At 39.9% G+C, this 26,922-nt stretch carries 20 protein-coding genes and 1 pseudogene; 14 read left to right on the forward strand and 7 right to left on the reverse strand.

Features of this window, described 5'->3' with window-relative positions; all coding sequences use genetic code 11:
* The first annotated feature begins 2 nt into the window (after positions 1-2).
* Positions 3-1,286 (forward strand): sugar isomerase, encoded by a 1,284-nt coding sequence (locus QWY93_RS08745; protein ID WP_290247818.1) that lies wholly within the window; start codon positions 3-5, stop codon positions 1,284-1,286.
* A 199-nt stretch (positions 1,287-1,485) separates the two neighbouring features.
* Positions 1,486-2,838 (forward strand): FGGY-family carbohydrate kinase, encoded by a 1,353-nt coding sequence (locus QWY93_RS08750; RefSeq protein ID WP_290247819.1) that lies wholly within the window; start codon positions 1,486-1,488, stop codon positions 2,836-2,838.
* Between the two features lie 392 nt (positions 2,839-3,230).
* Here QWY93_RS08750 and QWY93_RS08755 read toward each other — a convergent pair whose 3' ends face one another.
* The 4 genes from QWY93_RS08755 to QWY93_RS08770 form a co-directional block, all read right to left on the reverse strand.
* The gene (locus QWY93_RS08755; RefSeq protein ID WP_290247820.1) at positions 3,231-4,604 is read right to left on the reverse strand and encodes a Gfo/Idh/MocA family protein; all 1,374 of its coding nucleotides are present in this window, start codon (positions 4,602-4,604) and stop codon (positions 3,231-3,233) included.
* 249 nt (positions 4,605-4,853) lie between these two features.
* The gene (locus QWY93_RS08760; protein ID WP_290247821.1) at positions 4,854-5,567 is read right to left on the reverse strand and encodes a gluconate 2-dehydrogenase subunit 3 family protein; all 714 of its coding nucleotides are present in this window, start codon (positions 5,565-5,567) and stop codon (positions 4,854-4,856) included.
* Between the two features lie 11 nt (positions 5,568-5,578).
* Positions 5,579-7,321, reverse strand: coding sequence for a GMC oxidoreductase (locus QWY93_RS08765; protein WP_290247822.1), 1,743 nt, complete (start codon positions 7,319-7,321; stop codon positions 5,579-5,581).
* Positions 7,322-7,841: 520 nt separating this feature from the next.
* Complete coding sequence (locus QWY93_RS08770) at positions 7,842-8,417, reverse strand: arylesterase (protein WP_290247823.1); 576 nt, start codon at positions 8,415-8,417, stop codon at positions 7,842-7,844.
* A gap of 356 nt (positions 8,418-8,773) precedes the next feature.
* Here QWY93_RS08770 and QWY93_RS08775 point away from each other — a divergent pair.
* From QWY93_RS08775 to QWY93_RS08790, 4 genes and pseudogenes are all read left to right on the forward strand, one after another.
* Positions 8,774-9,390, forward strand: a pseudogene (locus QWY93_RS08775) (ABC transporter ATP-binding protein); the annotation flags it as partial.
* Positions 9,383-11,905, forward strand: coding sequence for an ABC transporter permease (locus QWY93_RS08780; protein ID WP_290248848.1), 2,523 nt, complete (start codon positions 9,383-9,385; stop codon positions 11,903-11,905). The pseudogene QWY93_RS08775 and the gene QWY93_RS08780, both read left to right, overlap by 8 nt.
* A 74-nt stretch (positions 11,906-11,979) precedes the next feature.
* The gene (locus QWY93_RS08785) at positions 11,980-12,429 is read left to right on the forward strand and encodes a MarR family winged helix-turn-helix transcriptional regulator (RefSeq protein WP_290247827.1); all 450 of its coding nucleotides are present in this window, start codon (positions 11,980-11,982) and stop codon (positions 12,427-12,429) included.
* 80 nt (positions 12,430-12,509) lie between these two features.
* Positions 12,510-13,037: a YceI family protein gene (locus QWY93_RS08790; protein ID WP_290247828.1), complete on the forward strand. Its 528-nt coding sequence runs from the start codon at positions 12,510-12,512 to the stop codon at positions 13,035-13,037.
* A 68-nt stretch (positions 13,038-13,105) separates the two neighbouring features.
* Here the strand turns inward: QWY93_RS08790 and QWY93_RS08795 are convergent, their stop codons facing one another.
* Entirely contained in the window at positions 13,106-13,294 is a 189-nt protein-coding gene (locus QWY93_RS08795) for a hypothetical protein (RefSeq protein ID WP_290247830.1), read from the reverse strand.
* 229 nt (positions 13,295-13,523) lie between these two features.
* Here QWY93_RS08795 and QWY93_RS08800 point away from each other — a divergent pair, with 229 nt between their 5' ends.
* Both QWY93_RS08800 and deoC read left to right on the forward strand, forming a co-directional pair.
* Positions 13,524-14,729, forward strand: a complete 1,206-nt coding sequence (locus tag QWY93_RS08800; RefSeq protein WP_290247831.1) for an NAD(P)-dependent oxidoreductase — start codon at positions 13,524-13,526, stop codon at positions 14,727-14,729.
* A complete protein-coding gene (gene deoC, locus QWY93_RS08805; RefSeq protein WP_290247832.1) occupies positions 14,726-15,397 on the forward strand; it encodes a deoxyribose-phosphate aldolase in 672 nt (223 codons plus the stop codon). Before QWY93_RS08800 ends, deoC begins: the two co-directional genes overlap by 4 nt.
* Before the next feature lie 72 nt (positions 15,398-15,469).
* On the opposite strand, the gene QWY93_RS08810 is transcribed toward deoC, so the two are convergent.
* Entirely contained in the window at positions 15,470-16,669 is a 1,200-nt protein-coding gene (locus QWY93_RS08810) for a Na/Pi symporter (protein WP_290247833.1), read from the reverse strand.
* A 346-nt stretch (positions 16,670-17,015) separates the two neighbouring features.
* Between QWY93_RS08810 and QWY93_RS08815 the strand changes: the two genes are divergently transcribed.
* The 4 genes from QWY93_RS08815 to QWY93_RS08830 all read left to right on the forward strand — a co-directional run bounded on the left by QWY93_RS08815 (position 17,016) and on the right by QWY93_RS08830 (position 22,192).
* Complete coding sequence (locus QWY93_RS08815) at positions 17,016-18,146, forward strand: hypothetical protein (protein ID WP_290247834.1); 1,131 nt, start codon at positions 17,016-17,018, stop codon at positions 18,144-18,146.
* Positions 18,147-18,394: 248 nt separating this feature from the next.
* The gene (locus QWY93_RS08820) at positions 18,395-18,838 is read left to right on the forward strand and encodes a nucleoside deaminase (RefSeq protein WP_290247835.1); all 444 of its coding nucleotides are present in this window, start codon (positions 18,395-18,397) and stop codon (positions 18,836-18,838) included.
* 106 nt (positions 18,839-18,944) lie between these two features.
* The gene (locus QWY93_RS08825; RefSeq protein WP_290247836.1) at positions 18,945-19,550 is read left to right on the forward strand and encodes a superoxide dismutase; all 606 of its coding nucleotides are present in this window, start codon (positions 18,945-18,947) and stop codon (positions 19,548-19,550) included.
* 209 nt (positions 19,551-19,759) lie between these two features.
* Positions 19,760-22,192, forward strand: a complete 2,433-nt coding sequence (locus QWY93_RS08830; RefSeq protein ID WP_290247837.1) for a TonB-dependent receptor — start codon at positions 19,760-19,762, stop codon at positions 22,190-22,192.
* A gap of 175 nt (positions 22,193-22,367) precedes the next feature.
* Here the strand turns inward: QWY93_RS08830 and QWY93_RS08835 are convergent, their stop codons facing one another.
* A complete protein-coding gene (locus tag QWY93_RS08835) occupies positions 22,368-22,832 on the reverse strand; it encodes a MaoC family dehydratase (protein WP_290247838.1) in 465 nt (154 codons plus the stop codon).
* 196 nt (positions 22,833-23,028) lie between these two features.
* Between QWY93_RS08835 and QWY93_RS08840 the strand changes: the two genes are divergently transcribed.
* Positions 23,029-24,876, forward strand: coding sequence for a DUF3857 domain-containing transglutaminase family protein (locus tag QWY93_RS08840; protein ID WP_290247839.1), 1,848 nt, complete (start codon positions 23,029-23,031; stop codon positions 24,874-24,876).
* On the forward strand, positions 24,873-26,801 hold the full coding sequence (locus tag QWY93_RS08845; RefSeq protein ID WP_290247840.1) for a DUF3857 domain-containing protein: 1,929 nt from the start codon (positions 24,873-24,875) through the stop codon (positions 26,799-26,801). The genes QWY93_RS08840 and QWY93_RS08845 overlap by 4 nt, the downstream gene beginning before the upstream one ends.
* Positions 26,802-26,922: the final 121 nt, after the last annotated feature.

Consider the following 26,922-nt stretch of genomic DNA (forward strand, 5'->3'; position numbering starts at 1 on the left):
TTATGCGAATAGATAATCAGAAAATAAAGCAGCTTAATGATCAGGCTCTTCCGGACCACCGGGAGAGCTTTGACCATTTAAGCAAAGTACTTAATAAGAAAAATATTGATGTAAACCGTGCCGTTGAAAAACTGAAAGAATTCCAGGTGGCCATCCCAAGTTGGGCTTTGGGTACCGGAGGTACACGGTTTGGTAGATTTTCAGGTGGGGGCGAACCTCGTTCCCTTGAAGAAAAAATCGGAGATGTTGGCTTGCTTCACCAATTGAGCCAGTCTGCCGGAGCGATTTCCCTTCATATTCCATGGGACATTCCTGAAGATGTGGAGGCGATCAAAAGCTTGGCAGCTTCTCATAACCTGCTTTTTGATGCAGTAAACTCCAATACTTTCCAGGATCAGCCTGATCAGGAACTATCCTACAAGTTTGGTTCACTTTGCCATGTGGATAAAGCCGTTAGACAACAGGCCATCGACCACAACCTGGAAGTGATCAAATATGGGGATGCATTGGGATCTAAATCTTTGACCGTTTGGCTGGCAGATGGTTCTTCTTTCCCTGGACAGTTGAACTTCAAGAAAGCTTTCCAACGAACTTTGGATTCCCTTCAGCAGATTTATGCGGGCATGCCTTCCGACTGGAAAATGTTTGTGGAATACAAGCCCTATGAGCCTAATTTCTATTCCACAGTAATCCAGGATTGGGGTTCTTCCCATATGTTGGCTGATAAATTGGGGGATAGGGCTTATAGCCTTGTTGACCTTGGCCACCACCTGCCAAACACCAATATCGAGCAGATTGTAGCTACTTTGATGATGGTGGGCAAGTTGGGTGGTTTCCACTTCAATGATTCCAAATATGGGGATGATGATGTGACCGTAGGTTCTTTGAAGCCTTACCAGTTGTTCCTGATCTTCAATGAGCTGGTAGATGGTATGGAAGATCCTTCTTCTAACAATCCTTATCCAGCCTGGATGATTGATGCCAGCCATAACCTGAAAGATCCATTGGAGGACTTGTTGCAATCTTTGGAAGCCATTAGGGTGGCTTATGCCCAGGCTTTATTGGTGGACAGGAAAGCCTTGGAAGAAGCAAGGGAAAATAATGATCCTACTTTGGCCCAGGAAATTCTTCAAGGAGCATACAGGACAGATGTAAGACCACTTTTGGCAGAAGCAAGACTTCAGGCCGAGGGTGCTTTGGATCCTGTTGCCGCTTTCAGAGCATTGAATGTAAGAAAAGAGTTGATTGCAGCCAGAGGGGAAAAAACCGTTTCTACCGGTCTGTAATTTCAACTATAAGGCCATTTTGGCCAAATCATAAAATTTCCTCTTTAGGGATCCTTGCTGAACCAAAGTAAGGATCCCTACCTTAATCAAATCAATCAAATTTTTCCAGCTTCATTCCCAATGTGTTGAGGGGAAGATTGAGAATGAAACTGGATATTTGCTCTTCTCCCTCCAATGGAGCAGGTTTAAAAAAAGACCCATGATGCCATTACCGGTAATAGCCATATTTGACATAGGAAAGACCAATAAGAAATTCTTCTTGTTTGATGAAAATATGAATGAAATCAAGCAGGAATACAACAAAATCCCATTGACTCAAGATGAAGATGGATTTGAGTGCGATAATTTGGAGGTTTTGGCCACTTGGATCAAAAGCACCATTGACAGCATCTGCCAATCTCCGGATTACAAGCTGTTGGGAGTGAATTTCTCCACCTATGGGGCTTCTTTTGTACACCTGGGAGAGGATGGGAAACCATTAACTCCACTTTACAATTACTTGAAAGAAATTCCTCAGGAAATCATTGAGGAATTTTATCGGAAATACCCTGAAGAAACCAATAACCTGGAAACAGCCTCCCCCTCTTTGGGCATGCTCAATTCAGGCTTGCAACTGTATTGGTTGAAAAAGGCCAAGCCAGAGGTATTCAAAAAAATTAAACATTCCCTGCATTTCCCCCAGTATTTGAGTTACCTGTTTACCGGAAAAGCAGTGAGTGAACCCACTTCCATTGGCTGTCATACCCGTCTATGGGACTTTGCCAAAAAGGATTACCATCAGTGGGTGAAGGACGAGGGCATCGACAAAATATTGCCGGAAATTGTCCCCACCACCCAGATTTTTAAAAGCCAACTTTGTGACCGTGAGGTCAATATTGGCGTAGGCATCCATGACAGCTCCTCTGCTTTGGCCTCCTATTTGGTAAGGGTGAATGAACCATTTTTGCTGATTTCCACGGGTACCTGGAGCATTGCTTTGAACCCCTTTACAGAGGAAAACCTAACTTTGGATGAACTACGTAATGACTGCCTGAACTTCCTGAGCATTGAAGGTAATCCAGTAAAGGCATCTCGTTTTTTCTTGGGTTATGAGTTAAATTACCAAAAGGCCCGGATCAATAAAATCTTTAATAAACCCGACCAATATTACAAAAGCATAAAAGCCAATCCTGAAATCTTGGAAAAGATAAAGTCAGGAAGCATTAAGAGTACTTTCTATCCCGAGCATATCGCTCCTATTCCAATGGTTGAAGACCTATTTAAAGGTAATGAATGGAAACCTGAGGAATTTGAAAACTATGATGAAGCTTATCACCATTTGATATGGGGATTAACCTTATTGCAGGTGGAATCTGTGAAACTTGCCAAAGGAAATTCCAATATCAAGAAGATTTTTGTGGATGGTGGATTTGTGCATAATGAAATATTTATGGACCTTTTGCATTTTTATCTGCCTGACTTTGAATGGGTGTTCTCTGATTTTCCATTGGGCTCTGCCTATGGAGCTGCTTTGGTCCTTGAGCAAGGCGAAAAGAAGAGGGTAGGCATCTAAGGTTGAAAAGCTTTAATTTTTAAAGGTATTTGGTCCAAGTCGGGAGACTTGGACCTTTTTTATTTGAAAATAAACATTTCTATATTTTGGGTCTTTTAGCCTGCAGCAACCGGCCAAAAATCAAATTGGGTTAAACTAAAATGTAATCGAAAACGAAAGTGACCCAATTTGCAAGATGCTTCACAGGTCTTGATTTTTTGGGTACTTTTTCATTAAGGAAAAAGTGCCAAATCTTAATTATTAATGAAAAACAGGAAAGTTTCACCCATGAGATTAAGGTCTGAATGTCCAAATAATTCAAAATCTTTCAGGTTTACTGAATCCTTGGGATCTCAAAAAGAAATGGTCAAAGTCCCCAGACCTTGACCAATTTTATCCAAACCAAAAAATTCCTATGACTTTGGTCTTTTAGCCTGAAGCTCAATATCCACCAGATCTGCCACCTTTATCGGTTTTTGCATTTCTATGCTTTTTCTGGCAGCAATGCCAATCAATATGGACATGGCCCCATCCCTTGTACCTGCAGATTGATGCCAGGGATCCGGCATATTGGGATCTTTGAAGAGTTTGTCTTTAAGCCGGGTATCACCTCCCCCATGGCCTCCTTCCTGATGGGGAATGGTGATAACCTGTGTTCCATCAAAATTTTTGGTTAAGCGGAGTTCATCCTGTTTTGGCTCTTCCCAGGGTTGTCTTTCCTTGATCCAGGCTTCCAGCCTGCCTTCGGTGCCATTAAAGGCAATGCGGTAACCTTCATATGGAGAATAAGTTGTGAGTGAATAGCTGACCTGTACATCATTCATATACTTGATCTGCACGGCCATTTTATCATAAATGTCGATATCTTCCCTGTAAACACAGCCATCCCTTAAGTAGCCGTCGTATTCTTCATTGTCCACATATAAATCCATCAATCGCTCGCTTTGGGTAATGTCCCAATAAAAATCACATTTTCCTTTATGAGGGCAGGGCCTGCAATTGCTATGTCTAAATGGGCCATTTTTTCCGTAAAACTCTAGTTTCCCATAGGCAAAAACCTCCTCAGGGTCCGAATCTAGCCACCAATTCAAAAGGTCAAAATGGTGGGTGGACTTATGGACCAGCAAGGTGCCTCCCTTATCCCGGTAACCATGCCATCTTCTAAAATAGGAAGCGCCATGGTTGGTGTCCAGGTACCAGTGGAAATCCACTGAAGTCACCGTCCCGATTTCCCCGGAATGTATCAGCTCATAAATTTTTTGGCGGTGAGGGCTGTAGCGGTAATTGAAGGTGACAATCACTTTTTTGCCTGTTTTTCTTTCTGCATCCAGAATGGCCTGACATTTCACTTCATCCGTAGTCATGGGTTTTTCCGTGATTACATGGGCACCATATTCCAGCCCTTTGATGATAAATTCATGGTGGGTGCTGTCAACCGTGGTGACGATCAGGGTGTCAGGCTTGACCTCCTTCATCATCTGGTCAAAGTTCACAAAAGTCGGACAATCGGCACCGATATAGGATTTCCCATAGGCCAGGCGGCCTTCATTGATATCCGACAATCCGACAAATTCAATATCATTGGGATATTCTTCCATCAGGCTTTTTCCAAACATGCTGGTACCCCGGATGCCAGTGCCCACCAGTGCAATCCTTAGTTTTTTGGTGGGATCTTCCCTTAAGGAAAGTGCCTGGGCAATAGGAGAGAGGAAAATTGAACTTGTGGTAAGGATTCCGGCATTTTTTAAAAAAGCCCGCCGGGAGGAACTATTCTTTTGATGGTTCATGGTAATTTTGGGTTGTGGTTATAAAGAAATATAATATACTTAAAAAGTCCCTTCAAAGGAGGGAGATAGGGAGGGAATTTGTAAAAATGGGATAATTAGTTGGGATGAGGTTTAAGAATTGATTTTTTTTAATTGAAAAAAAGAAGTCCGGAGGCTTCTAGGAAGAATTTCCAGGTAGGGGGAATTGAATTGGCGGATGAAGCTTGGAGGTTTCTATGGAAAGGGTTCAGGTCAGGAGACTTGAACCAACTAACCAATTAAATTTCCGTCCTCATCCCATTGGGCAATTAGGCCTCTTTTTTCAGGGTCCAGATAAATGGGGAGGTATTTTTTTTCATACTGAAAGCCGTGTTTGGAAAGAATATGATTAGGAACTCCGTTCCAAACATTGGGGCGGTTGCCCTGGTATCCCAAATCCTCAAAGCCCATTTGGGAAGTGAAAAAACCGGTGGCCGTGAGGTTTCTCAAAGTATTGAAAAAGCGGACTCCTCCTTCCATGCTGGAGGGGGCTTTATCAGGGAAGGCTATTTCATCGATGATTTGCAACTTCTCTTTTTCATCGGCCTCCATAAATGGTTTTCCAAACCGGTCCACAGATTCAGCATCCAGCCACATCAACCCACCTCTCATGGGGGTTTGGTAATCGGAAATATCCTTGACCATAAATTCAATAAATTCCGTTACCCCGGCCTCAGTAGCACTTCCAGAAACCTCATCTTTTGGAATGATTACATCAACCAGGTAATCCAGTTTCTTCCGCTCTTCGGGAGTGAAAAAAGTTTCCGATTTTAAGGCCGCATTTCTGGCCAGTTCCTCAGGTGTTCTTCCCCAGCGGGTATTCTCATCGATTTTTGGGGTGTGGATTTTTTCTTTTGGGGCTTCAGGTCCACAACCAGGGGCAAATAAAAAGCCCGAAGCCAACGAACCGGTGAACAATAATTTTAAGTTTTCTCTCCTGTTCATAGCGTGTAAGATTAAATGTTTTTCTTTTTTATTTCACTGATAATATGGTCGGAAGTTCTCCAGGCCAGTGCCAAAATGGTCCAGGTGGGATTTTTGTCAGCTTGGGAAACAAATGGCCCTCCATCCACTACGAAAAGATTGTTGCACTCGTGGGCTTGGCAATGGCTGTTGAGTACTGAGGTGCCAGGATCTTTTCCCATGCGTGTGGTCCCTACTTCGTGGATGATTCTTCCGGGAGCATGAAGGCCATATTGACTTTCTGGCCCTGCTTTTTGACCTAACAAAATAGCACCAGAATTGGTGAGGATTTCCTCAAAAGTTTCCTGCATGTGCTTGGCCTGTAATATTTCCTGATCCGACCAGGAATAATTGAACTTTAGAACCGGAATCCCATATTTATCGACTGTGTTGGTGTCAATTTCGCAATAATTTTCGTATCGCGGGATGCATTCTCCACGGCCTGACATACCCACCAAGGTGCCAAAATACCTTCTGATATCCTTTTTCAGCCCTTTGCCATATCCCCCATTAGGACTAGGGTTTCCAAACTCATCCTTTATATATTGCCGTACTGTGTCCATCCCAAAACCAAAACCATAACCCGGCATCCCCATTCCTCCCCAATATTCAATATGATACCCACGGGCAAAGTCCAATTTTTTATTGTCCAGCCACCAGGGGGTATAGACATGCATTCCTCCCACACCATCTTCATTGTATTTTTCCCGGTCAAACAGGTCCGGTAAAATGGCCATTCTGTCTGCTCCTGTGCTATCATGCAAATATCTTCCAACCACTCCACTGCCATTTCCTAAGCCATTGGGGTGGGTTTTGGATTTGGAGTTAAGCATAATCCTGGCCGATTCACAGGCAGAGGCTCCCAAAACTACTACTCTTGAGCGGAGTTTGTATTCCTTCATATCCACTTTGCTGATATAGGATACTCCTGTGGCGAGGCCCCGTTCATTGGTGGTGACCTTCCTGACCATAGCATAAGTGAAAAGGTCCACCTTGCCTTTTTTCATGGCAGGCTTGACCAGGCAGGTTCCAGATGAAAAATCTGCATAAGCCTGGCAGCCCCGGTTACACTGTCTGCAAAAAAAGCAGACTCCTCTATCATTGCTAATGGGCCGGGTCAATATGGAAAGCCGCGAAGGGATCACAGGAATATTGACCTTGTCAGCTCCTTTTTTGATAAATAATTCATGGAGTCTTGGTTTTGGAGGGGGAAGAAAAAATCCATCCGGTTCATTAAATATTCCCTCCTTGGATCCAAATACCCCTATGAGTTGATCTACCTTGTCATAATAAGGTTTTAGGTCATTATAACCTATGGGCCAATTGTCCCCCAGCCCATCGATGTCTTTTCGTTTAAAATCATGGGGGCCAAACCGTAGGGAGATTCTTCCCCAATGATTGGTGCGGCCTCCTACCATCCGGGACCTGAACCAATCAAATTTAGTACCTGAGGTGGTCGTATAAGGCTCCCCTTCAATGTCCCATCCTCCTATGGCTGCATCAAAATCCCCAAAAGGCCTTAACCTGGTTCCTGCTCCCCTCCTCGGGGATTCCCAGGGATTACGCAATTGTGTCCTGTCCTCTTCTTTGGCCGGGTCAAAGTCCCCACCTGCTTCTACTACTGCCACAGAAAATCCAGCTTCCGATAAAATTTTGGAGGCCATTCCGCCTCCTGCTCCCGATCCTACAATAATCACATCATAAGCTTCCTGGGAAGATTTGATTTGCAAACTCATAAAGGGTGTATTTGGTTTATGGTTAATTAAAAAGGTATTTACAGCTTTTCGCCAAAAGAAAGAATTTTCCCACTTAGCTACGGGCATTTCTTTTTTGGAATATAAGTAAAATAATAACGCTAAAAGGGTTTAGGTCTTTTTTAATTAGCAGGAATTTTTCGAAAAAATTAATTAATTGTTAATCGTTAAGTGCTGTCATTAGTAAATGATTGATAAAATCATTCAAAAAATACAAATACTAAAAAAATGAAAGGGGGAGGTTAAGCTTACACTTCCTGACTTATAAAAATAAAAATAAGGTGTTGGTACATCAGGGTTTTAGCCTTTTTTAGGTGTCAGCGTATTTGTTGAATCATGGTACAACCGAATCAACATTAGGCTGGCAAGTTGTTGATTTGGAGGGGACCTCAAGGGGAAATTGCATTATAGTTTTCTTTAATTTTTCTAGTTGATTCTTTGATTCCACTTTATGTAATGCACAGATGTGCTCGGAGGAAACTAATAACTCAATTGGTTGATTTTAAAGCAATGGTTGAAGGTATTCCCAAACCGTTTGGGCAATAATTTGATGTCCTTCAATGTTAGGATGGATTCCATCATCTTGGTTCAGGTCAGGATTTCCTGCCACTCCATCCAACAAAAAGGGGATTAAGGTTACTTCTTTTTCTTCGGCTATTTGTGGAAATATGGTCTTAAAAGTGGAGGTATATTCCTTGCCCATATTGGGTGGGATTTGCATTCCCGCAAGAATAATTTTTGTGTCAGGATATTTTTCCCTGACTGATTCTATGATCCCCTCCAGATTTTTTTTGGTTTCCGAGAGTTTGATTCCTCTCAGGCCATCATTGGCTCCCAGTTCCAATACAAAAATATCAGGTTTCTCCTCCAAAAACCAATCAATCCTGTTTAGCCCACTGGCTGTAGTTTCCCCGCTAAGCCCTCCATTAATTACTTCATAACCCAAACCAAGACTGTCAATTCTGGATTTGATAAGTCCCACAAATGCTTTTTCTTTGTCAATTCCAAATCCTGCCGTAATGCTGTTTCCAAAGAATAATATGGTCTTTTGAGAGCTGGTTTTTTTCTTAACTTCCATTTGCTCTTTTTTTGAACTTTCCTTTTTTTCTGAAGCATCGCATCCAAAAAGAAGTGCTGTGGAAAGAAAAAGTAATAAAACCCAATTAATTTGATTTAATTTGAACATGTTCTGAAACCTATTGTTCATTTTTTTCGAATGTTATACTTAGTTTAATAAAAGTGAACTGGGAAATGAGCAGTTGCTAATTTTAAATCCAACCTCCCATTTGAAACTGGGTATTGAAACCTTAATTACAACCAAATTATACCCACTCAAAGTTTCCGTTCCAATTTAATCATTTTGAAAAAATCCTATGGCCATTTTAAATGTAGTCGATGTAAGTAAAATTTATCAAAGCGGTACAAGGAGCTTGACTGTTTTGGATCAAGTCAACCTTCATATTGAAGCTGGGGACAGCCTGGCCATTGTGGGGCCTTCTGGAAGTGGTAAAACTACTCTGTTGGGGCTTTGCGCAGGCCTGGATCAAGCAAGTACCGGAAGTGTTCAGTTGAACGGTCATCGGTTGGAAAAGTTGACTGAGGATGAAAGGGCAGCTTTAAGGAGTCAAGAGATTGGTTTTATTTTTCAAAATTTTCAGCTTTTGCCCACCCTTACTGCATTAGAAAATGTCATGGTACCCCTTGAGCTTAGAAAGAAAAAACATGTCCGGCAAAAGGCTATAGAGCTTTTGGAGAAAGTTGGGTTGGGAGACCGGGCCAGTCATTATCCTACGCAGCTTTCTGGAGGGGAGCAGCAAAGGGTGTCCATTGCAAGGGCATTTGCCAATGAGCCGAAAATTTTATTTGCAGATGAGCCAACAGGAAACCTCGATACGGAAACCGGAGAAATGGTTGAAGATTTGATTTTTGATTTAAATAAAGCATCAGGAACCACCTTGGTTTTGGTGACCCATGATGCAGACCTGGCTGCCAAAACCAATAGGATTGTACATATCAAAGGAGGAAAAATTCAAGAAAATCAACATGCATAACTGGGGTTGGATATTTAAAATGGCCTTGCGTGATTTTAGAAAAAACAAAGCCAAATTACTGTTATTTGTTTCTTCCATTGTAATAGGAATAGCTGCCCTTGTGGCTATCAGTTCTTTTGGTGACAATTTGGAAAAGGATATTGATAATCAGGCCAAAGAATTGCTGGGAGCTGATTTGGTTTTGGAAAATAACCAACCTATTGGGGAACAAGCTCTGGATACCATGGCCATTGCCATTGCTGAAGAGGTCAATTTTGCCAGCATGGTGGCTTTTCCAAAATCCGGAGAAAGCCGTTTGACCCAAGTAAGGGCACTTAAAGGGAACTTTCCTTTTTATGGGGAAATGGAAACCGTTCCCAAAAATGCGGATGACAGATTAAGGGAAAATGGCCGGGTAGCTTTAGTGGAAAAAATTCTTCTTAATCAATTCAATGCTCAGGTAGGTGATAGTATTAAAGTTGGAGAACTCCAATTTCAAATTGTCGGGGAGTTGCATAAAGCCCCGGGCCAAACAGGGATTACTGCTACCGTTGCTCCTGTGGTGTATATTCCAAAAAAATATGCTGAAGCCACTGGCTTGATCCAATTTGGGAGTAGGGTGGAATATCAACGGTATTACCAATTGGCAGCCGGGCAGGATGTGGAGGAATTAATTCAGCCTTTTAAAGAGGAATGGGAGGAAACTCATATAGATGATGACACAGTAGAGGACCGGAAAAGGTCAACCGGGAGGTCATTTGAAAATTTATCCAATTTCCTAAGCCTGGTGGCTTTTGTTGCGCTGTTATTGGGGTGTGTGGGGGTCGCAAGTGCGGTAAATGTTTTTGTCAAGGAAAAATTGACCTCTGTAGCCGTATTGCGTTGCTTGGGTGTTTCCTCCAAATCAACCTTCTTTATTTACTTGTCCCAGATTATCATGATGGGCTTGATTGGATCCATATTAGGGGCAACTTTGGGGACGGTGCTACAGTTTATCCTTCCAAAAGTTTTTAGTGATTTTTTGCCTGTTGAAGTGACAGTTCAGACTTCCTGGTCAGCCATAGGTTTTGGCTTACTTACGGGATTGGTGATATCAGTGCTTTTTGCTTTGCTACCGTTATTGAAAATCAGGAAAGTGCCACCGATGATGACCTTGCGGCCGGATGAAAGTTCGGTGAGTTTTACCAGGGATCCTTGGCGATGGTTGGTTGCACTGGGAATTTCTGTATTTATTTTTTCTTTCAGTTTAATGCTATTGGATGGATGGGAAGAATCATTGGGCTTTACTGGCTTCGTTCTTTTGGCCTTTGGTTTATTATGGTTGGTTGGGACTGGGATAATGTGGCTGATCAGGAGGTTTATGCCCCTTTCACTATCCTATCCTATGCGGCAGTCCCTAGCAAATCTTTATAGGCCAAATAATCAGACCATTTCTTTAATTGCAACCATTGGATTGGGTACAGCCATGATCAGTACCCTGTATTTTATCCAAAACCAACTGCTGGACCAGGTCAAATTTGCTGATAAAGAAGACCAGCCAAACATGCTGTTTTTTGATATCCAGACTCCCCAACTAGAGGAGGTGAAAGACGAGATTAAAAAAAGGGAGTTGCCTATAATGCAAGAAGTGCCCATCGTAACCATGCGTTTGGAATCAATCAATGGTGTGGACAAGTCCGATAATGAAGGGTTGCCTGATGAGGAAAGAAATTCAGGGAGGCTGTACAACAGGGAATTCAGGGTGACCTACCGGGACAGCTTGGTGCAAACAGAAAAACTGGTAGATGGGAAATTGCATAAAGTAGAATACCCTGGCGATAGTATTTTTGTCTCTTTTGACAAAGGGTATGCGGATCGAACCGGAATCAAATTGGGGGATGAATTAGTCTTCAATGTACAGGGAAGGCCGATGAAAACCTATGTGGGGAGTTTTAGGGAGGTTAATTTTCGGCGGGTAAGTACGAACTTTCTGGTTTTGTTCCCAGATAATGTGCTCAATAATGCCCCAAAATTCCATGTAATCATTACCAAATCCCAATCTGACGAACAAGCTGCCAATGTCGAAAATGAAATCGTCAAAGCTTTTCCCAATATTTCGGTGATAAATTTAGGGGTGATTGTGGATACCTTAGAGGAAATTTTAGGGAAGATCAGTTTCGTTATCCAATTTATGGCATTGTTCAGTATTCTAACTGGGATTTTGGTATTGATCAGTTCTTTAATTATCAGTAAATACCAAAGGGTTCGTGAAAGTATATTACTCAGAACACTCGGGGCTAGTAGCCCAACAGTGAGGACTATTAATACTCTGGAATATTTCTTTTTGGGATCTTTGGCCTCTTTAAGTGGGATTTTATTGTCTTTCCTGGCCACCGCCATGCTTAATGTTTTCGTGTTTGATTTTCCGATCAGATGGGCCTGGACCGAAGCTGCAATAGTGTATATGGGGATAACAAGCCTTACAGTAGTATTAGGCTGGCTAAATGGAAAAAACATTATCAAAAAACCGCCAATGGAAATATTAAGGGAAGGTTGAGAAATTATTTTCAAGTTTTGAAACTTTTTGTTATGTTTATATGTATATACATTAAATACATAAATGGAAATTAAATGAAACTTGAAGAGGCCATCAAACAGAAAGACTTTAAGAACCAATACAATAAAGCAGTAGTTAATTTATTGTATACCCAGAGTTATTTGGCTTCTTACCAAAGCAAGTTGTTTAAACCTCATGATTTGTCACCTGAGCAATACAATGTCTTAAGGATTCTTCGGGGCCACCATCCAGAACCAATTACAGTTTCCTCAATTCAGGAAAGGATGCTTAATAAAATGTCCAACGCTTCCAGGTTGGTAGAAAAGTTAAAGAAAAAGGGATTGGTCAACAGAAAAGAGTGCCCATCTGATAGGAGGCAGGTGGATATTACCATTACCAAAAAAGGGCTTTCTGTTTTGGATAAATTGGATCCTGTGGTGGAAGACTTTAACCATAACATTATTCAGTTAAGTGATGAGGAAGTGGAAAAACTCAATTTTCTTCTGGATAAATTAAGAGGGTAAAAAAAATTTTCTATAAAACATGTATATACATGTAACGTTTATACATTAAAATAAATATCAATCAATAAATTCAAATCGTTATGAGTACATCAAAATGGATAATCGACCCGACACACTCTGAAATCAATTTTAAAGTAAAACACCTGGTGATTTCAACGGTCACAGGAAGTTTTAAAAAATTTGAAGGAACTGCTGAGTCTGATTCCCAGGACTTTGATGCCGCGAAAGTGGCATTTTCTGCCGATATTAATACTATTGATACCAATCAGGCGGACAGGGATGCACATTTAAAATCTGAGGATTTTTTTGATGCGGAAAAATTCCCGAATTTAGCGTTTTCAAATGGTACCCTTAAAAAGAATGGAGGGGATTATGTCCTAGAAGGAGACTTGACCATTAAAGATATTACAAAACCTGTCCAATTATCAGTTGATTTTGGTGGAGTTGCCGAGGATCCTTATGGAAATACAAAAGCAGGGTTTGAGTTAGAAGGCAAAATCAACCGTAAAGATTTCGGATTGACATGGAGTGCAGTAACCGAAGCAGGGAATGTGGTAGTAGGTGACCAGATAAAAATATTGGCCAATATCCAATTGGTCAAAAATTAAAAATACAGTCTACTAGCTGACTGTTCTGGAAAGCCTTTAAAGTGCAACCTTTTTTTAAAGGGTGTACTTTAGGCTTTCCTTTTTTTATATTGGCCCCAATAGTAAGCTGGGAAAACCAGTGCTTTTAATTTCCATGCATTTTTCTCTGCGGGAGGAAGTTCTTCATTTCCATGAATTCTCCTATACATCATTGAAGCCATCATTGCATGAGCAAATATTGCCAAAAAAAGAAAACTATAAATTACCAATGAAGTCATGAAAAGGGGATTTGATGGTAGTTGGACTAAATTGAAGTTTTAATTATTTTTTTTAATTCAATTATCAAGCAAATGCATTAAACTATTTATTATAGCCTGCGAATTGAAAACAGAAATTGTCAATTTCTTTTTATATTGAAATTGACGATAAAGATTAATTTTGTCGCCCATTCCAAATAGAATTTAAATTGGGCTATGATTTTTCAAATATCCAAATAATAACTTGTTTATGAAAATAGGTTTGATCAAAGAGGGGAAATTTCCTGTGGATCGGAGGGTGGCGTTTACTCCGAAACAACTGGCGTATATGCAGGAAAAATATGCCGGGAAAATAACATTTGTTGTGGAGGGCAGTCCTGTGAGGGCTTTTTCCGATGATGAATACCGGGAAAATGGAATTCCGGTTGTTCCAGAATTGGCAGATTGCGATATTTTAATGGGTATAAAAGAAGTACCCATTCCCCAATTAATGGACCACAAAACCTATTTCTTTTTTTCACACACCATTAAAAAACAAGCCTATAACCGGCCGCTATTGCGGGCCATTATGGAAAAGGGTATTACCCTGATTGATTATGAAGTGTTAAGGAATCAAGGGGAAAGGGTAGTGGCCTTTGGCCGTTGGGCAGGAATTGTAGGTGGTTACAATGGCTTATGGACTTATGGAAAAAAGACTGGTCTTTTTGATCTGAGGCGCGCCAAAGATTGCGATGACCTGGAGGATTTATTGCAAGAGGCAAAAAAAATCCAATTGCCTCCAATTAAAATGGTTATTACCGGTGATGGGCGTGTTGGAAATGGGGTTAGGGAAATTTTGTTGGCCACCGGCATCAAAGAAGTAGCGCCCAAAGAATTGCTCAATAACTATTATGATGAGCCAGTTTTCACCCAATTGGGAATGGGGGATTACAATCGCAGAAAAACCGATGGGGGGTTTGACAAGGAAGAGTTTAGTCGTGAGCCCGAATTATATGAAAGCCATTTTTTGAAATTTACCGAAGTGTGTGATATTTTGTTTGCTGCAGCATATTGGGATCCCAAAGCTCCCCGTTTGTTTGAGGCCAGGGACTTTGCAAAAGAAGAATTTAACCTTTCGGTCATTGCAGATATCACCTGTGATATTGAAGGGTCTATTCCCACTACAATCAAGGCGAGTACCATTGCAGATCCAATTTACGATGTGGATAGGGAAAGGATGGAAGAACTGCCACCTTTTGGTTCACAGCACAGTCTTTCGGTGATGGCCATAGATAATTTGCCCTGCGAATTGCCACGTGATGCATCGGAGGATTTTGGAAAACAGTTAATGGATCATATTATTCCTGCGCTTTTGGAAGAAAATAGCCAATTGATCGAAGAGGCCACGATAGTGAAAAAAGGGCAATTGACCGAAAAATTCGCCTATTTGGAAGATTTTGTCAAAGAATTTAAATGATAGTACACAACTTACAACGTTTCATCGAGCATACCCTGCTTTATCCCACTACCAAAGAAGAGGACATCCTTCAGCTAACACAGGCTGCCAAAGAATTTGAATTTGTAGGGGTTTGTGTTCCTCCGTTTTGGGTTAAAAAGGTGAAAAGAGAATTGGAGGAAAGTGATGTTCAGGTGGTGACCGTGGTTGGATTTCCTTTTGGGTACCAAATGACCGAAACAAAGGTCTTTGAAACCAAACAGGCAATAAAAAATGGGGCGGATGAAATTGATGTGGTATGGTCTCTTACGGCCTTTAAATCTGGAATGAATTGGCCGAAAATTGAGCTGGCGAAGTTGGCTTCCGTCTGCCATGAGGAGGAAAAAATTATTAAAGTAATATTGGAAACAGCCTATCTAAATGAAGGTGAAATTAAAGAAGCCTGTAAAATCTGCAGTGATGCAGGTGCTGATTTTGTCAAAACATCCACTGGCTTTGCTCCAGAAGGGGCTACCCTGGAAAATATCCGATTGATTCGATCCTGTTTGCCCAGTAATGTAGGGGTTAAGGCCAGTGGAGGAATTAAAACAGCAGCGCAGGCCATTGCCTTACTCAAAGCTGGTGCGGATAGGTTGGGTACTAGTTCTGGAGTATCTATTATGGAGGAATGGAGCCAAACCCAGGATTAAAACATGCTTAATTGAGGGATGATGAATTATTAATTATTCCTTTTAAATTTTTAATCCAAAAATAAAAAATCCTCATTTTTCCAAATCCATTAATTCCTTTTTATCCTTATTTATTTCAGTGGCTTTGACCTGGCTCCAGGGCACATTGAGATCCCGAACATCATCATTTTTGTTGAAATAAATCAATAAAAATGGAATAATGAAAAATGTAAGCAGGATATAGGCAAAGCCTACAAATTTCATCTTTGCTGATTTTTTACCAAAATAGATGGCCAATTTTACTGGAATATTCCGGATAGCAGAAAAAGGTAAAAATATCAAAGCCCCTATCAGGTTGAAAAGAAAATGAACTATGGCTATGGTTATGGCAGCATCTGTTTTAAAAATTGCTGCAATGGCGGCAGTAACAGTTGTTCCAATATTGGCTCCAATGATAAAAGGAAACACCCTGGTCAGGGATATTTTCTTGGTTGCTACCGCTGGGACCATCAGAGAGGTGGTAACGGTGCTGGACTGTACGGCAGCAGTGATGAAAAAACCATAAGCAAATGATCTGAAGGGAAGTTTAAAGATGTGTTTGCTGACTTTAATAAAACTTTTAGATATAAAAGCTTTATAAACGGTTCCCGAAAGCAACTTAATGGACAAAAATATCGACAATACACTGAGTAAAAGAGAAGCAATGGGAAAGTTAACCAATTCCACCAATTGGTTGGCCCAGCTCCTGGTAAAAGCAATATGAAGGGAGAAACTGCCATCAAATCCACTTTTTCCATCGAAAAAAGTAATCGTAATATAATGGGCCAATTCACTTAATAAACCAAAATAAACTTCCAGTGGCAGCAGGATTATTACGGTGATGATATTGAAAAGATCGTGCAAAACACCTGCTGACAAGGCTTTTTTGTACTCACTTTTTTTCATGATGTAAGTGAAGGATACCAGAGTGGATGTAATTGTAGTTCCAATATTGGCCCCCATGACCAAGGGGACTGCTTGCATTGTGGATAAACTTCCCGACGCTACCACTGCTACTACCATTGCGGTAACGGTACTACTGGATTGGATCAGGGCCGTCATCAGCAAGCCGATAAATAATCCCACAAAGGGATTGTTGGTAGCCATAAAAATCTTGTTGGCCACCTCATTGTTCATATGGAGGAGAGAAACAGTCAATAAATCAATGGAGAAAATAAACAAAACAAATGCAAAAAGCATTTGTCCAACCATGATCCATTTGTTGCTATATTTTTTTTCCTGAACTAATTCCATCCTTGACCTTAGATCACCTAAATTAATGAGGCAAGTTATATAATTTTTGAACAAAAAAAGGGAGGCAAGATTAGAATGTTCCCTTTGTAATATTAAGCTTATGTTAACTAATTAGGTGATAAGATAACCAAGGTTAAAATGGTGGGGAAATTGTTGTGGATATTAAATTTTGATGTGTTACTGTTTTTTGTAATTTTGTTTTACAATTAAAAAATTTTCTTCCGTTTATCACAATAAATATTAGGGAATATTGAATTGGTCGGTTTATTTAACAATTTGTTAATACACAACTCCAATAATCTTCCTTAACTTTGCGGCCAAATAAAAAATGGCCCAATACAAATCTATGGCTAGATTAAAAGATCAAAACATCAACCAGGCAGCATTATCAAAGGCCGCTTATTCCATTTTTGATTTTTCTAAAAAGCAAAAAACCTTTTTGCTAGTACTCTGTATACTAGTGTCCATTGCAGGTTTTATCACCGAATACACCTATGCCGCCATGTGGTTTGGTTTTACCTTAGCGGCTTATTCCGCAATTGGTAATGACAGTATCCAGACCATCGGGACATTTATTGCTTCCAATCAAAAAAGGAAGTGGTATTGGTTGTGGCTGTTCATGGGAGGAATTTTTGTTGCCACGGCCATTTACAGTTGGGTTGTGTACAATGGAGATGTCACCTATCAACGCCTTCATGTAAAAGGCTTGGACAAAGCTCCTGAGGAATTTGTTTTTCTCCAATTGGCTTCACCCATTGTACTGATGGTAATGACCAGGATGCGGATGCCGGTATCCACAACTTTCCTATTGCTCAATGTCTTTACCTATAGCTCAGGTACCATTGGTAAGGTGGTTCAAAAAAGTTTAATGGGCTATGTATTGGCCTTCTTTATAGCCATTGCCGTCTGGTTTGTACTGGAAAAATTTGTGAAAGGCTATTTGAAAGGGAAAACCAGGTCTTACTGGTATGGGCTGCAATGGATTACTTCAGGCTCTCTTTGGGCCCTATGGTTAATGCAGGATGCCGCCAATATTGCCGTGTTCCTTCCTCGACAGCTTAATATATATGAATTTATTGCTTATGCCGGCTTTGTGTTTATTGGAATGGGCTTCCTCTTTTATTTTAAAGGGGACAGGATACAAAAGATTGTCAATGAAAAAACCCAGGTGACTGATGTAAGGGCTGCGACCATAGTGGATTTTGTATACTGTATATTGTTGTTTTACTTTAAAATGTACAACAATGTTCCGATGAGTACAACCTGGGTATTTATTGGTCTATTGGGTGGAAGGGAATTGTCCATAGCTTTTGCCAAATCCAAAAAACTCAAGAAAAGAAAAGCAAGATTGGTAAGGGCATACCGGTTGGCAAGGAATGATATGTACAAAGCCTTGATTGGATTAATAGTCTCCCTGATATTGGCTTTAATCATCAATGAAGGGATCAGAAAAGAAATAATAGAATTGTTATTCTAAGATAATTTGAAGCGGCCTTCGAGCCGCTTTTTTTTGCTTTAAAAAGATATTTCTGCAAATATTAAGGGCTTGGCTTTTGTAGAAAAAACAGCATTTCCTTTTTCGATAATTTTCTGGCAAGTAAAAAATTGGCCTTAAATAAATTACATCCGGAAATTTACTTTTTGCCTTTTGCTGGACATAATTCCTATCCTGTTGCTTTGTTGCCTTCTAAAATTAAGTTAACTTCAATCGCAAAAATATTAAGCATGGAATTATATTCTCCTGCCTATTTTATGAATGAGGCCATGAAGCAAGCCCAAATTGCTTATGAAGAGGATGAAATCCCAGTTGGTGCCGTCATAGTTTGTAGAAACAGGGTCATAGCCCGGGCCTATAATCAAACAGAAAAGCTGACCGATGTTACAGCCCATGCAGAGATGCTGGCTATCACTTCGGCCTCCATGGCACTGGGGGCAAAGTATTTAACTGAGTGTGAATTATATGTGACATTGGAACCATGCGTGATGTGTGCAGGGGCCAGTTATTGGTCACAGTTGGGAGGAGTTCACTATGCAGCTTCAGATCCTAAAAGAGGATTCGGAAAAGTTGGCCGAGAATTATTGCACCCTAAGACCAAACTTAGCCATGGTCTAATGGCGGTGGAAGCCAAGCAATTACTGGACAGTTTTTTCAAAAAGTTAAGAAATTGACGATTTTAGGGTTAAAAAAGAACCATTTTGAGCTTTGTTTGGTTGAGAAGATAAGATTTTGACTTGATTTAATTATTTAATGTTTAACCATAAAATTTTATAAACAATGGCTTTTGAACTACCAAAACTACCTTATGATTTTAATGCATTGGAGCCACATATCGATGCAAGAACTATGGAAATCCACCACGGAAAGCACCACAATGCTTACGTTACCAAACTAAATGATGCAATTGCAGGTACCGACCTGGAAGGAAAAAGTTTAGATGAACTTATGAAGGTGGCTGGTTCAAACACTGCTGTCAGAAATAATGGAGGTGGGCACTTCAACCACAGCCTTTTCTGGAAGGTTCTTTCTCCAAATGGTGGTGGAAAGCCTTCAGGTGATTTGGCTTCAGCCATTGATGCGAAATTTGGTTCTTTCGAAGCATTCCAGGAAGAATTCAATAAAGCAGCTGCTACCCGTTTCGGTTCTGGTTGGGCTTGGTTAAGCGTGGATGCCAACAAAGAACTGTTTATCTCTTCTACCCCAAATCAGGACAATCCTACAATGGATATTGCGGATCAAAAAGGTGAACCAATCTTGGGCCTTGATGTATGGGAACACGCTTACTACTTGCATTACCAAAATAGAAGACCTGACTACATCAGTGCTTTCTGGAATGTGGTAAACTGGGATGAGGTAAGCAAAAACTTTGCTGCTGCAAAATAATATTAGGTGTTAACCTTTATATTTTAAATCCCCGGGATATTTTCCGGGGATTTTTTTGTGCACTAAAATGAACGGTAATACCGTTCGGTTTTGATACAGTTGATTTTTTTTGTCATAGAAAAACAGGTCTTTAATGAAGTATAAAGGCTATTTTAAGTTTTGGCACTGGATTTTCAACCCTTTTAAGAAACATCCAAAGCAAACCTGTTATGAAAATCCCAGTACAAATATTCCTTATGGTCCTTTCATTTTTATTATTATCGGGCCATGGGCTTGCCCAGCAGAATAGTCAGATTTCCGGAGAGGTACAGGATAATATGGGTAAGGCCCTCCCTTTTGTCAATATTGCACTTTTGGACCATGCTAATGGGGAGTTGATTATCGGTGCGGTTTCTGATGATTCGGGCCGGTTTAATTTAATCCTATCCAACTCCGGTCTTTTTAGGCTGAAAATTTCATCTATTGGTTTTCAAACTTTTCATTCAGAACCCCTTCAGATTGCCACGGGACAAAAAAAAGACCTTGGAATTATTCAACTCAGCGAAGAAACTACCTCCCTTGAGGAAGTAGAGGTCAATGGCAACCGGCCGCAGGTGATTATTGAGGCAGATAGAACCATTGTCCAAATTGATGGGACCGTTATGGCAAAAGGAAGTAATGCCTTGGAAGTTGTGGGCCGGTCACCAGGAGTTTATGTGGATGGAGATGGAAATATTAAACTTAATGGACGCTCAGGGGTAATTGTTTTGATAGATGAAAGGCAAACTTATATGAGTGCACAGGAGCTGGCCAATTACCTCAGAGCCATGCCTGCAGACAATATACAAAGTATAGAAGTGATCAATAATCCTCCGGCCAAATATGATGCTGAGGGAGCTGCTGGGGTATTGAACATAATTTTAAAGAAAAATAACCTGGATGGCATCAATGGTAGTATCCAAACAGGGAATCAATTTAATGGCAGGCACGCCCCATTTGCCAGTGCTAATTTTAATCTCAAAAAAGGGAAATGGACCACAAATTCCAACCTGAATTATAGCAATTGGGCGAGAAATATTGATTTGGAAATCCTAAGAAGGTTCCAGCTCGAAAATGGTCTTTCAGTGTTTGACCAGGATGCTTTGCTTAAACTAGGTGGAAGGAGTTTTTACTTTTCCGGGGGTGCAGATTATCAAATGAGTAAAATGCATTCTTTGGGAATCAGCCTTCAGGCTTCGGATTATAATGGAAAGGCAGATGGAAATAGCCTTACCCATATTTCAAACCCTGATAATTCTGATATCAATCAGCTTAGGGCCATAAATGATTCTAATTCTGACAATCAAAGGTTTTTTTCCAACCTCCATTATACCGGGAAACTGGATACCATAGGGTCCAAGCTTTCTGTTGACCTCGATTATACATTTGTCGATGGAGCGAGTCTTAGCCTGCTTACCAATGATTATTGGGTCAATGAGGATATAGCGGGGGGTACCATGGATCAAATTTTGACCGATAATGACATGAATTATAACATTTTTACGGCCAAATCAGATTTTACAAAAGCCTTCGATAAGGAACATACTTTTGAGTCCGGGCTGAAAGGTAGTTGGGTGAAATCGGATAATAGATTGAATATCAGTAGAAGTGTTGAGGAAGGGCCCTTTGAGCAGGAACCTAATAGTAATCATTTTATATATGAAGAGAGGGTCTTGGCTGCCTATGCTTCTTATAAATCTCCTCTCAGCGAAAAAATCAAGGTGCAAGGGGGATTGAGAATGGAATATTCCTATATCCAAGGAAATTCCTTGACGCTGGAACAGGTCAATACCCAGGAATACATTAACCTGTTCCCAACATTTTATTTACAGCATAAACTATCTGACAAATACCAAATCATTTATAATATAAACAGAAGGATTACCCGGCCCAATTACCGCTTACTAAACCCATTTGTTTTCTATGTTGATCCACTTACCACTGAGCAAGGGAACCCAGATCTCAAACCCCAATTTGCCACAAACCTTGAAATGAGCCATGTTTGGAAGGAAAAGTACCGGTTAACCCTGTCCTATTCCAGAACCTCCAATTTTTTTGGCCAGGTGCTTACCCAGGAAGAAGAAAGCAGAAAATCATTTATACAAGTTCAGAATTTTGACAAAGAAGAAGATATAAATGTTAGGCTAATGGCCCCATTGGAAATCGCAGATTGGTGGACAGTGGACAATATGCTTCATTTTTACCATAAAAATTATCAATCCCAATTGGGGGATGAACTTTTGGATGTGGGGCAATTTTCATGGATGGCAAGGGTCCAGCAAAACATCCGGCTCCCAAAAGGCTTTAAGGTGGAATTGGTTGGGATGTATTTGAGCCCATTTTTAGAAGGTCAACTGGATGCTGAAGGCATGGGATGGGTAGATGCTGGAATTACCAAAACCTTTAAAAATGAAAAATTCACCTTAACCCTTAATGGTAATGATATTTTGAGAACCAGGAGATTCAGGGGCAAGGTCACTTTTGATAAAATCAATACAGACATCAGGCAATATAATAGCCAACAATCTGTCCGGCTGACTTTCAGGTGGAAATTCTCCAAGGGGGAACAGTTCAAAGTCTCCAACCGGAGTGGCAGCACAGAGGAGCGAAACCGATTGGACTAGAAGTGTGTATATTTTGGTTTGAAAGAAGAAAAAATAGTCTCCTGGTGGAGGCTATTTTTTTTAATGACTTGGCTATGGGTAGTTTCTACTGCTGCTAAGGGGATGACAAAATTACTATAGTGAAAAATCTAATCTCATCAACTCCCAGGTGGTGACAAACAATTTGTTGTCAACCTTATTTGAAATGATATAAAAACACCAATTTACCAGTAAAAGCCGGCTTTTTCTGGTCTTTAATTTCCAATTTAATATCCATTTCAGTTTTTATGGTCCCCCTGAGATTGGTGATACTAGCCAGTTTGGCATGTAACCTTACCTCACTATCTACCAGAACGGGTTGGGCAAACCGAAGGGATTCAATACCATAATTGACCAACATTTTTAAATTATTCACTTTGACAATCTGTTCCCATAGGAATGGAACAAGGGAAAGGGTCAAATATCCATGGGCAATGGTATTGCCAAAAGCTCCTTCTGATTTTGCCTTTTCCGGATCAGTATGGATCCATTGATGGTCTAAGGTCGCATCAGCAAATTTGTTGATTTGTTCCTGGGTAATTTTGTGATAGTCAGATACTCCTAATGACTCTCCGATATGTTCCTCGAATTCCTCGAAGCTGTTGATAATTAATTGACTCATGAGGTTGGTTTATAATTTAAAAAACGAATATACATAAAAGGCTCAAATTATTAAACTACGGCAATTAAGGTATGAGCATAAAGTGATGTTATGACAAAAACACCTGATTTCTGGTGAAAAATATGGTTTTTAAAGAAAATAATGTTTGTTTTATGTTATTATTTCGATTTTTAGGACTATCAATCAAGTTGATTTTATGTTTAAAACTGTTTTAAAGTGGAAATTAATTATTTGTGCCTCCCTATTAATGCAATTCCAATTTCCAGCCTATTCACAAACAAAAATAGAAAGATCATTCATTTACTCCCAGGCAGAGCTGAGTCAGGTTGTGGAGTTGACTTCTAATTTTGAAGTCATTTTGACCGTAAAGAAGAAAATCAGGGTGTTTAATCAGGATGGATTGGATCATGCATATATTGGGATTTTCCATGATGAATTTACCTCAATTGAAAAATTTAGAGGAGAAATCACTGACCCTAAAACAGGGAAAAGAATTGATAGACTAAAAAAGAAGGACCTGACCGATGTTTCTAGGATTTCAAATATGTCAATTTATGAGGATAGCAGAATTAGCTATTATGAGCTTAAGACGGGTAGATTTCCTATAGAGGTAGAATGGGAATATACCACCAAAACTGATGGTAACGTGGGATTACCTATCTGGCGGCCAGCACCTAATGACCATCAAAGAGTTAGCTCTTCCTATTTTAAAATAATTTACCCCAATCATCTTGGGTTGAGATACAAAGCAGAAAATATTGGGGAATCTCCCAAAATCACCCATAAGGTGGGAATTACCCAGTTGGAATGGGAGTTAAAAGACCATTTTGTTTTGGAGGAACCTGATGAAGAAGATGAAATAATGATAAAGTTTGCTCCAAATCATTTTTCAATGGAAGGATATTCTTCAAATATGGAAACTTGGAAAGGGTTTGGGCAATGGATCCAAAAACTCAATAAAGGTAAATCAGTGCTGCCCGAAAAAGCGAAAACAAAGGTAGCTGAATTGATTGCAGGAAGGGAAAAAGAGGTTGAAAAGATAAGAGTCCTTTATCAATACCTTCAGGATAATTACCGTTATGTCAGTATCCAGTTGGGAATAGGTGGGTTGATGCCCATGAGTGCTACCGAAGTCTTTGCAATGAAGTATGGGGATTGTAAAGGACTTTCTATGTTTATGAAGGCCTTATTGCAAGAAGCGGGGATACCCTCAAATTATACCCTGGTAAAAGCGGGTGAAGATGCCGGGGAGGTGGAAGCTGATTTTTCCAGCAATCAATTTAACCATGTGATTCTTCAGGTGCCTTTAGAAAAAGATACTGTTTGGTTGGAATGTACATCCAAGACCTTACCAGCTGGATTTTTGGGGGATTTTACCATGGGTAGGAATGTGTTGGTAATCAATGAGGAGGGAGGGGCTTTACAAAGCACACCGAAGTATAATTCTACTGAATTTAACCAAATTACAATCAACTCCCAGTTTTCCCTTCTGGAAAATGGAAACGCTAAAGTCTTGCAAACCAAAACCATGACTGGCCTAGCAGCTCAGCCCTATGTCAATAGGTATTTTTGGCAGGACCGGGAAGACTTTGAAAAATTCATATACCATGACCTGGGTTATTCGGGAGCCCATATAGAAAAATATGACCTTAAAATCGATAAAATGAAAAATGTTCCAATAGCGGAATTTGAGCATGAAACATTTTTACAGCAATTTTATCAAAGCACCCGAAAGAGAATTATTATTACCCCTAAATTCCATAAAGTTAATTCCCGGGATATTAGGAATCATTTTTTGCATTGGGAAGAAAAGCTGAACATCCTAAATCTGGAAGGGATGGAAATTGAAAGTGCAGCTCCTGACTTGAGCTTGTCAGAAGAGCTCTTTGAATATGAAAGGGTACTGCTTTTTGAAGCGTCCGAATTGAAAATTGGTCGGACGGTTAACCTCCATTTTTCAGAAGAGACAGAGGAAGAAGACATTGACCAGGTCCTCAAAAAAATCGAAAAACTTGATTCTCAACCTATATTTTTAAAGAAATGAGCAACTTTAGTAGTAAAAAAATGGCCATTTCCCTTTTGGCTTTGGTCTTTTTATTTAACAATTATTCTTTGGCCCAGGACCTTAAATTGGGCAAATACAGTAGGGAAGAAATTAATATGACTTCCTGTCCATTTGAACCGGATGCCTCGGCAGTGATATTGGGAGAAGTAGGGGAGAGTTTTTACTCCCATGGCAAATGGGTGACGGAGCATATCCATAGGATAAAAATATTAGAAAAAAGTGGTAAGGATCATGCGGATGTTACCTTAAGGTATTATGTAGGGGATGATAATTTGGAAAGTATCACAGGGATCAAAGCCCAGGTAATGAACTTTGAGAATGGTAAAGAAATCATTACCAAGGTAGGAAAAAAGGAAATGTTCGAATCTGATGAAGATAATGGCTATAAGGAAATCCGTTTTACATTTCCCAATGTAAAGGTGGGTTCAATATTGGAATATAAATATGACCATAATTATTATTCCATCACTTTTCTTGATGGTTGGGTTTTTCAAAATGAAATCCCCACCCTTTTTTCAAAATTTGTGTACCAGGTTCCAAAAGATTTATCCTATAGAATGCTGGGGCAGGGAATGCATTTTATTGAGGCCAATAAGTTAGAACAAAAAGGCAGAAACTCTTACGTTTGGAGTTTAAAAAACCTAAAATCCATAAGTCCAGAACCTTATATGTCGAATTTTGTAGACTATCTGGACAAGATTGAGTTCCAGTTGACCGGATATAAAGACCCTTCAACAGGTTTTCTCCAAACGGTATTAAATGATTGGCAAAAGTTATCAAATGAAATTTTTGATATTTATGAGTTTAAAAGTTATTACCGCAATAACAGTGCTTTCAAAGACCTAAAAGAAATTCCTCTTGAGGGAGAAAGTGAATTTGAAATCGCCCAAAGTTCCTACAATTTTATCCAAGAAAATTTCACCCTCAATGATGAAGGGGGATTTATCCCTTCCAAAACTTTGAAAGAATTAATGGAAAGCAGGACTGGTAAAGAAACAGATTTGAATATGCTGTTTTTGGCCATGCTTCATGCCAATGGGATTGAAGCTTATCCCGTATTGATAAGCAGCAAGGGGAATGGCCGTTCCCAATTGGTAACCTATCCATTTGTCAGGCAATTCAACCGGCTAATAATAAGTTCGATTTTGGATGGGGAGAGGGTTTTTGCGGACCTGTCAAAAAAAGAAATCCCCCTGGGCTATCTTCGGTTAGATTACCATGTGGATGGTGGTTTTTTGATAAGGGAAAGGGAAAGCTGTTTGATTCCTATTGGGGTGATGCATAAATCTGGAATTAAACAATTGGTAGAGGTTTCTCTTGAAAATGATTCCCTTTCTTTTGCTCATGATATCCGGTACATCGATTATGATGCAGTAAAATTCGAAAAAAGGAGAGAAAACCTGGAGGAAGATCAAACTAAAATATTACTTGAATTAGAGGAAGACCTGAAACTGGAAGAGTTAAATATCCGGGAAATTGAAGGTAGTAAAAGACAGGTTGAAGCTACTTTTAAAGTTTTAAAATCAACCAACAAAATGTCGGATATGTTAATAATTGAACCATTATCCTTTGCGCGGTTTGAGGAAAATAAGTTTAAGGCAGATGAAAGAGTTTTTCCAGTGGATTTTGATTATGTTTTTTCGGATGCATATATAGTCAATTTTACGATTCCGGAAAATTACCAATTGGATGATTATCCGGAGGAAATGTATATCAAAATGCCTGGAGGTCAGGCCACCTTTAAATACGCCCCTCAGGTGATCAACGGAAACCTAAAGATATATGTCATGATGGATATCAATTCAAAAAAAGTTAAGGCACAGGATTATCAAAGTTTAAAATCCTTTATGGAAATGATGGTGAACAAAATCAAGGAGCCGGTGGTGTTAAAAAAAACATCATAACAAAAAAAGAGGGTGTTTTATTGCCCCCTCTTTTTTTGTTAAAATAATTTCAGCCCACTCCATTTTTCAATAATTATGCAGTCATTGGAGGTTAGGAATTCATTTCTTGGACCAAAGACGG

The organism is Echinicola jeungdonensis (assembly GCF_030409905.1).
GTDB lineage: Bacteria > Bacteroidota > Bacteroidia > Cytophagales > Cyclobacteriaceae > Echinicola > Echinicola jeungdonensis.

What these genes read in the sequence shown, in the direction of transcription:
- QWY93_RS08745 (WP_290247818.1), top strand. Translation starts at nt 3, where the DNA reads ATGCGAATAGATAATCAGAAAATAAAGCAGCTTAATGATCAGGCTCTT.
- QWY93_RS08750 (WP_290247819.1), top strand. Translation starts at nt 1,486, where the DNA reads ATGATGCCATTACCGGTAATAGCCATATTTGACATAGGAAAGACCAAT.
- QWY93_RS08755 (WP_290247820.1), bottom strand. Translation starts at nt 4,604, where the DNA reads ATGAACCATCAAAAGAATAGTTCCTCCCGGCGGGCTTTTTTAAAAAAT.
- QWY93_RS08760 (WP_290247821.1), bottom strand. Translation starts at nt 5,567, where the DNA reads ATGAACAGGAGAGAAAACTTAAAATTATTGTTCACCGGTTCGTTGGCT.
- QWY93_RS08765 (WP_290247822.1), bottom strand. Translation starts at nt 7,321, where the DNA reads ATGAGTTTGCAAATCAAATCTTCCCAGGAAGCTTATGATGTGATTATT.
- QWY93_RS08770 (WP_290247823.1), bottom strand. Translation starts at nt 8,417, where the DNA reads ATGGAAGTTAAGAAAAAAACCAGCTCTCAAAAGACCATATTATTCTTT.
- QWY93_RS08780 (WP_290248848.1), top strand. Translation starts at nt 9,383, where the DNA reads ATGCATAACTGGGGTTGGATATTTAAAATGGCCTTGCGTGATTTTAGA.
- QWY93_RS08785 (WP_290247827.1), top strand. Translation starts at nt 11,980, where the DNA reads ATGAAACTTGAAGAGGCCATCAAACAGAAAGACTTTAAGAACCAATAC.
- QWY93_RS08790 (WP_290247828.1), top strand. Translation starts at nt 12,510, where the DNA reads ATGAGTACATCAAAATGGATAATCGACCCGACACACTCTGAAATCAAT.
- QWY93_RS08795 (WP_290247830.1), bottom strand. Translation starts at nt 13,294, where the DNA reads ATGACTTCATTGGTAATTTATAGTTTTCTTTTTTTGGCAATATTTGCT.
- QWY93_RS08800 (WP_290247831.1), top strand. Translation starts at nt 13,524, where the DNA reads ATGAAAATAGGTTTGATCAAAGAGGGGAAATTTCCTGTGGATCGGAGG.
- deoC (WP_290247832.1), top strand. Translation starts at nt 14,726, where the DNA reads ATGATAGTACACAACTTACAACGTTTCATCGAGCATACCCTGCTTTAT.
- QWY93_RS08810 (WP_290247833.1), bottom strand. Translation starts at nt 16,669, where the DNA reads ATGGAATTAGTTCAGGAAAAAAAATATAGCAACAAATGGATCATGGTT.
- QWY93_RS08815 (WP_290247834.1), top strand. Translation starts at nt 17,016, where the DNA reads ATGGCTAGATTAAAAGATCAAAACATCAACCAGGCAGCATTATCAAAG.
- QWY93_RS08820 (WP_290247835.1), top strand. Translation starts at nt 18,395, where the DNA reads ATGGAATTATATTCTCCTGCCTATTTTATGAATGAGGCCATGAAGCAA.
- QWY93_RS08825 (WP_290247836.1), top strand. Translation starts at nt 18,945, where the DNA reads ATGGCTTTTGAACTACCAAAACTACCTTATGATTTTAATGCATTGGAG.
- QWY93_RS08830 (WP_290247837.1), top strand. Translation starts at nt 19,760, where the DNA reads ATGAAAATCCCAGTACAAATATTCCTTATGGTCCTTTCATTTTTATTA.
- QWY93_RS08835 (WP_290247838.1), bottom strand. Translation starts at nt 22,832, where the DNA reads ATGAGTCAATTAATTATCAACAGCTTCGAGGAATTCGAGGAACATATC.
- QWY93_RS08840 (WP_290247839.1), top strand. Translation starts at nt 23,029, where the DNA reads ATGTTTAAAACTGTTTTAAAGTGGAAATTAATTATTTGTGCCTCCCTA.
- QWY93_RS08845 (WP_290247840.1), top strand. Translation starts at nt 24,873, where the DNA reads ATGAGCAACTTTAGTAGTAAAAAAATGGCCATTTCCCTTTTGGCTTTG.